At 57.7% G+C, this 7,079-nt stretch carries 3 protein-coding genes, 1 rRNA gene and 1 riboswitch; all 4 genes read left to right on the top strand.

Going from position 1 to position 7,079, the window contains the following annotated elements; genetic code table 11:
* The first annotated feature begins 100 nt into the window (after positions 1-100).
* On the top strand, positions 101-2,371 hold the full coding sequence (locus SD70_RS32005; protein WP_041052675.1) for a transglutaminase-like domain-containing protein: 2,271 nt from the start codon (positions 101-103) through the stop codon (positions 2,369-2,371).
* Between the two features lie 866 nt (positions 2,372-3,237).
* Entirely contained in the window at positions 3,238-4,776 is a 1,539-nt protein-coding gene (guaA, locus tag SD70_RS32000; RefSeq protein WP_041052674.1) for a glutamine-hydrolyzing GMP synthase, read from the top strand.
* A 110-nt stretch (positions 4,777-4,886) separates the two neighbouring features.
* A riboswitch (purine riboswitch) is annotated at positions 4,887-4,986 on the top strand.
* Positions 4,987-5,157: 171 nt separating this feature from the next.
* Positions 5,158-6,477, top strand: coding sequence for an NCS2 family permease (locus SD70_RS31995; protein ID WP_052488123.1), 1,320 nt, complete (start codon positions 5,158-5,160; stop codon positions 6,475-6,477).
* A 413-nt stretch (positions 6,478-6,890) separates the two neighbouring features.
* A 16S ribosomal RNA gene (locus tag SD70_RS31985) occupies positions 6,891-7,079 on the top strand; the annotation flags it as partial.

The following is a 7,079-nucleotide window of genomic DNA, read 5'->3' as shown; positions in this document are numbered from 1 at the left end:
CGCTGATTTTCGGGCTCGTAGCCTATTTATTTTACCCCGGTGAATGGCTGCCGCCGACATGGATCGAAAGCTTGGCGGCGCACCTGAGAAGCGATGCCACTTGCCGCGTGGTGCTGGGCAGTACCCGCACGGATGGAGTGCGCCGCTCAAAGGAGCGCTGATTTTCGGGCTCGTAGCCTATTTATTTTACCCCGGTGAATGGCTGCCGCCGACATGGATCGAAAGCTTGGCGGCGCACCTGAGAAGCGATGCCATTGCCGCGTGGTCTGGGCAGTACGAACAGATCGGCGGCGAGACCCGCACGCTGCTGTTCGCCGCCGGATGGACGATGATGCTGTCGGTGCTGCACATGCTGCTTGTCCAGCGCCAGCAGGCGCTGTGGCTAGGTGCGGCGACAACGCTCTATTTGTTGCTGCTGCAGCTTTGTTTCGGCGTCGATACGACGCCCGGCGTGATGCGTTCCTGCGTTTGGGCCGGACTGCTGCTGGCGCTGCTGCTGCCAGACAAGCTGGAACGAACGCGCGGCGTTGCATTGTCGCGCCCCGCGGCGTTCCGCACGGCCGCGACCGCTGCGGCGCTTTTGGCGGTGTGCTTCGCCGCCGGCTGGTACGGCTGGAGGCCGGCCGACACGGCCGGCCAGCGGCTCATGAAGCCGATGGACTACAGTTTTCTCGAACGCTGGCCGTTTTCCGCTTTAACGTCATCTGCCGTGAACCCGTCCGCCCCTCCAGCCGCCGAAGCTGCTGCGAACCTGGAAACAAGCGCCGCCAAAACCGGCTACAGCCTGGACGACAGCGCCCTCGGCGGACCGATCGAGCCGGACGACAGTATCGCGTTCACGGCGCGTACAAGCGAACTCGCCTATTGGCGAGGGGAATCGCGCGACGTTTACACAGGCAAAGGCTGGCGGCAATCCGCTTCGCGCTTGGAGACGTTCCGGGAGACGGAGCCTTCGCCTGACAGCCGAATTATCCGCCAGGAAGTAACGCTTCCGAGCGGACAAGGAACGCGGCTTTTGTTCCCGGCAGGACCGCTGCTCCGGGCGGATGCACTGCTGACGCTGCAGGACCGGTCTCTCCCGGCCGGCTTACTTCGCTATGATGCGGCCACTGGAGCGTACTCGCTTCCCGAGCTTTCCGATCCGGTCGTCTATTACCGCCTTGAAGCGCTTGTTTCCGTTGCGGACCCGGCCCTGCTCGCGGAAGATAGAGGAGCGATTCCGGAAGAGATCCGAACGGAGAACACCCAGCTACCCGATACCGTACCCGAGCGCGTCCGTCAACTGGCAGCGGCAATCACGGCCGAGGCTTCGACAACGTACGATAAGGCCACGGCTGTTGCCGATTACCTTCGCTCCCATTATCGGTACAGCATGAGTGAACCGACGGTACCGGGACCCGCGGAAGATTTTGTCGATCACTTTCTGTTTGTGGACAAGGCAGGGTACTGCGATCAGTTTTCTTCGGCGATGGCCGTGCTGCTCAGGGCGGCTCAGGTGCCTGCGAGATGGGTAAAGGGCTATGCGCCGGGAACGGAGTCCATCGAAACTCCCGCAAGCGCACACGCCGCCGATCCCGTTCCTGCTCCGGCCGACGCCGGCGATCCGGCTGCCCGGGACCCGGCGTTCCTGCAAGAAGCAGGCGCGTCCGATACTGAGCCCCCCATGCACAACGTTGTAGTGCGCAACCGCGACGCGCATGCTTGGGTCGAGGTATACTTTCCGAGCTTCGGTTGGGTGCCGTTCGACCCGACTCCCGGCTTCTCGGGCGCCGGCATGGCCAAGCTGCCCGAGTCTCCGGAGCGGGTTCCGGCCCCTGCCAAAGAGTCGGCGGCAAACGGCACCAGCGGTGCGCAATCAGAATTGCCGTCAATCACACAGCCGGCAGACACGGGGCTGCATGCTGTATTAGGCGCTTCTTTCCCTGGCTTTCAAGCCATAAAGCTGCTGGAAAGCGCGCAGGAACCGGCCGCCGCCGCTTGGCAGCTGACCAGGCAAAACATTCCGCTGCTTACTGCTATAGCTGCGTCCGCCGTCGCGGCAGCCGTCCTGCTCCATGCGTGCCGGGACCGCCTGTTTGCGGCGTCGCTCGCGGTGCGTGCCGCATTCCGGGGGGCGGGCGATAAAAGGAGCTCCTTGCTGCTGATGGACTTGCTGTGGAACCGAATATATCGGCTGCACGGCGCTAAAGCGACTAACGAAACGACGCGCGAATACGTCACGCGGCTGGCGCTTCCGGATGACGACCGCCGCGCTGCGCTGCACGATTTTGCACGCCTGTATGAAACCGCACGCTACGATGGGCAGCCGAAACGCCCGATTCCGCACCGCACGCTATACGAGCTGTGGCGGCGGATGAGCGCAAGACATTGACCGGCTTGCCGCTCGATCTAAAGCGGAACAGGCCGTTCCGGACATGCGTTTTATTTCACCGGCTTTAGCCAGCTGGCTCCCTCGCGCCCTTTTATCAACTGGAAAAGCTCAGGGTTGTCGAGAAAGCAACCGCCGAACCTGACAGAGTAAAGCTGAGGTCGTCGGAAAACGAGACAGGTGAAAGACTCAGACCATTGGAAAACGTCCAATGTTATTATTCCTGTTGCCCGTAGCGAGAAGCTGCATTGGAAAACCTGCAGTCAAATGGCCGATGCCTCGCTCTAAACCGCAGCTGCATGGCTTTTTCGTTGGAGGTAATCCAATGAGGGCCAAGGAAAACCTACTTTCGGCTTAAAAACATTGGACAAAATGCAATGTATGCAGCTAAATTGGCCGAATGCAAAAAAATACCGGATGCTAAAATGCACTGACACCGATCCACAATCTTGCATTTTCTCGGACAGCCGGAAAACCTCCCTCTATTTTGATACGTAAAGTGCGCATCTATAAAATTTACGGGAAAACCTCCACAAAATTACCGGTCAAGGTCGTAACAGAACGAAAGCGGACAAAATAACGGGAAGAAATGGAGATAACGAGTGGAACCGACGATTTACGTACAAAATAAAGGGAGCTTTTCCCGTAAATCGGCTTCGTAAATCGGCGACAATCCGCCTCCTCTGCGAGCTTAGTTCGAACGGGCAGAGGGGACGCGACGGCAAAAATGCGCTCTCAGGAAAAATGTGGGCGCAATTGGCCGCAAGCCCGGCCAAGCTGCCGATGGGGGCAAGCTGCGACAAGCTTCTTGACCCCATTTTGCCCGTTATATATAATGGCTACAATTGATTGAGAGGGGACCAATTGTAGTGAACAAACCTAATGAGCTGATCGTCGTTTTGGACTTCGGGGGCCAGTACAACCAATTGATTGCGCGGCGAATTCGGGATCTCGGCGTTTACAGCGAACTGCTGCCGTACAATACGCCTGTGAGCCGAATCCGCGAGCTTCAGCCGAAGGGGATCGTTTTCTCCGGCGGACCGTCGAGCGTCTACGAAGACAAAGCGCCTCATGTCGATCCCGCTATCTATGATTTGAACATCCCGATTTTCGGCATCTGCTACGGCATGCAGCTCATCGCCCACCAGCTGAAAGGCAAAGTCGAGCGCGCCGCCAAGCGCGAATACGGCAAAGCCGACGTCGACTTCGCGCCGCACTGCCGGCTGACGCAAGGACTTGAGCCCCGTCAGACGGTGTGGATGAGCCACGGCGATTACGTGTCCGTGCTGCCGGAAGGGTTCGTCGTCGATGCCAGCACCGAGCACGCGCCCGTTGCGGCGATGAGCCACCCGGACAAGCGCGTATACGGCGTGCAGTTCCACCCGGAGGTGCGCCATTCCGTGTATGGCCAGGACATGCTCCGCAACTTCCTGTTTGAAGTTTGCGACTGCAAGGGCGAATGGAGCATGGAGACGTTTATCGACGACACGGTGCGCGACATTCGCGCTCAAGTCGGCGACAAAAAGGTGCTGTGCGCCCTGAGCGGCGGCGTCGATTCGTCCGTCGTGGCGATTTTGATCCACAAGGCGATCGGCGACCAGCTCACCTGCATGTTCATCGACCATGGCTTGCTGCGCAAAGGAGAAGCGGAGAGCGTCATGGACACGTTCGTCGGCAAATTCGATATGAAAGTCGTCAAAATCGACGCCCGCGACCGGTTCCTCGGCAAGCTGGCCGGCGTGGACGACCCCGAGCAGAAGCGCAAAATCATCGGCAACGAGTTTATCCGCGTGTTCGAAGAGGAATCCGCGCGCCTCGGCGACTTCGCATTTCTGGCCCAAGGCACGCTTTACACGGATATCGTAGAAAGCGGCACCGCCACGGCGCACACGATCAAATCGCACCATAACGTAGGCGGCCTGCCCGAGGATATGAAGTTCAAGCTGGTCGAGCCGCTCAAGGCGCTGTTTAAGGACGAGGTGCGCAAAGTCGGCGAAGAGTGCGGGCTCCCGGCAGCGATCGTCTGGCGCCAGCCGTTCCCTGGACCGGGACTGGCGATTCGCGTACTCGGTGAAGTTACGGAAGAAAAGCTGCATATCGTTCGGGAATCGGACGCCATTTTGCGCGAGGAAATTGCCAAAGCCGGGCTGGACCGGGACATTTGGCAATACTTCACCGCTTTGCCGAACATGAAGAGCGTCGGCGTCATGGGGGACGCGCGCACGTATTCGTACACGGTCGGCATCCGCGCCGTCACTTCGATCGACGGGATGACGGCAGACTGGGCTCGCATTCCGTGGGACGTGCTGGAGCGCATTTCGAACCGGATCGTCAACGAGGTGGAGAACGTCAACCGCATCGTCTACGACGTGACCTCGAAGCCTCCGGCCACTATCGAGTGGGAATAACGGAGGGTCAACACCAAATCCGAACATACCGGAAAAATCATTCCGGAATGTTCGGATTTTTTATTGACAACGTTCGACAGTTCCGAATACAATAGGGGCAGATACCACAAGCTAATCGCATAAAGCTGTTTCGTATAATCCCGGGAATCGGCCCGGGAGTTTCTACGAGGTCACCGGAATGGCCTGGCTACGAAGCGGACGAAGCGTGGGCGGCGCGGACGCGTCGTTTTTCCATTGGCATGCTTAGTCTGATTTTGGACAGCTGGGGCGGGTGACGCCTTGGCTTTTAGTCGTTAGCTTTACTATTTGCCTAGGAGGCTGCCTACTCATGGATCGCTTTTTCAGCTGAAACAGAACGGCACGAACGTTCGGACCGAAATTATGGCGGGTCTGACTACCTTCATGACGATGGCCTACATTCTTGCCGTCAACCCGCTCATCTTGACCGGCGGTACCGGCATGAACTGGGAATCGGTGTTTCTTGCCACGGCAATCGGCGCCGGCGTGATGACGATCGTTATGGGTCTATTCGTCAACTTCCCGGTAGCGCTCGCGCCAGGCATGGGGCTTAACGCCTATTTCGCTACGGTAGTTGCTACCTCGCAAGGGCATTTTACTTACCAGTCGGCGCTGGCGGCGGTGTTCGTTTCCGGTATTATTTTCATCATTTTGACCGTGACCAAGGTTCGTCAGCTGCTGCTGGTGGCGGTGCCTGACAATATCAAGCACGCCATAACGGTCGGCATCGGCTTGTTCATTACGATCATCGGAATGAAAAACAGCGGCCTCCTGGCTGTTGCCGTCTCCAGCTTTAAAGACATTAAAGCCGGCGCGTTTACGGACGTTCTTGGCGCCGAGACCGTGTTCCACATGGGCAGCCTGAAAGATCACAACGTCATTCTCGTCATCATCGGCCTGCTGCTTATTTCAGCGTTGATGGTACTGCGCGTACGCGGCGCAATTTTGCTCGGGATGCTCGGCACGACGATCATCGCCGCGTTCATGGGCGACGTCCACATGGGCAAAGATGTGAAGTGGGCTCCGGATTTCAGCCAGCTGACGCTGTTCCATTTTGATTTCGCCGGCCTGCTCTCGACCGGTATCGTGACTGCGATAGCCACGTTCACGTTCGTCGAGCTGTTCGATACGTTCGGCACGATGGTCGGCACGGCTACCCGCGCAGGCATTATGAACAATAAAGAAGAAGGCAACCGCCGCGTCGGCAAAGCGATGCTGTTCGACGCCATCGGCGTCAGCTTCGGCGCCGCGGTAGGCACGAGCACAGTTACGGCTTATGTCGAAAGTGCCGCGGGGGTCGCTGAAGGCGGACGCACCGGCCTTACGGCTGTGACGACAGGCGTATGCTTCCTGATTGCGCTGTTCCTTGCTCCTATCGCCGCTCTGATTCCCGCTTCGGCTACTGCAGCAGCGCTCATCGTTGTAGGCGTGCTTATGGTGCAAGCCATTCGCCAAATCGATTTCACCGATTTCGTCGTTGCTATTCCGGCGTTCCTGACGATTGTGCTCATGCCTTTCACTTACAATATCGCCAACGGCGTTTCGTTCGGCATTTTCTCTTACGTCGTGCTTGCCACTGTCGGCCGTCTCGGCGGCAAAAGCAAGCACAAAGTGCATTGGCTCATGTGGGTGCTGGCCGTGCTTATTGTGGCGCGTTACGCGTTCATTGGCAGCGAAGGCTAATCCATATAGGCAAATGTTGATCCTCGGGCGTCGCCGCTCGAGGATTTTTCATTTGCGCGCATAGTGGCGGGAGGTGTGGGGCATCCTAACTGTGCGTGCTCCCGTCTGGTTTGATTTTCCATGTGTGAAAGTGTTGCATCCGATTTGCGATCTGTGCTATATTACTCCTTGTCGCTTCGGACAAGCCGCTTCCAAGCAGGCGGCGAATTGCAAAATGAATGCGGTGGAGAAAAAAATTCCACTTGCGTTCGAAGAACCGAATGTGATATATTGATCAAGTCGCTTTTGAGAGATTCATGTCGAAAGCTGATCATCAAATGGACGATTGCTCCTTGAAAACTGAATGACGAGTGAGAGGTTTTCGTGAGGAAAACAACACGCAAGTGTTAAGTAAGAGCTGTAGATTCAAACTTTTATTGGAGAGTTTGATCCTGGCTCAGGACGAACGCTGGCGGCGTGCCTAATACATGCAAGTCGAGCGGAGTGAGTCCTTCGGGGCTCGCTTAGCGGCGGACGGGTGAGTAACACGTAGGCAACCTGCCTGTAAGACCGGGATAACTACCGGAAACGGTAGCTAAGACCGGATAGCTGGTCTTCTCGCA

It is taken from the genome of Gordoniibacillus kamchatkensis, from assembly GCF_000829455.1.
GTDB classification, from domain to species: Bacteria; Bacillota; Bacilli; order Paenibacillales; family NBRC-103111; genus Gordoniibacillus; species Gordoniibacillus kamchatkensis.
This window is presented reverse-complemented; position numbering and strand designations above follow the sequence as displayed.

Coding starts and splice junctions, on each gene's coding strand:
- SD70_RS31995 (WP_052488123.1), top strand. CDS start 5,158: ATGGCGGGTCTGACTACCTTCATGACGATGGCCTACATTCTTGCCGTC.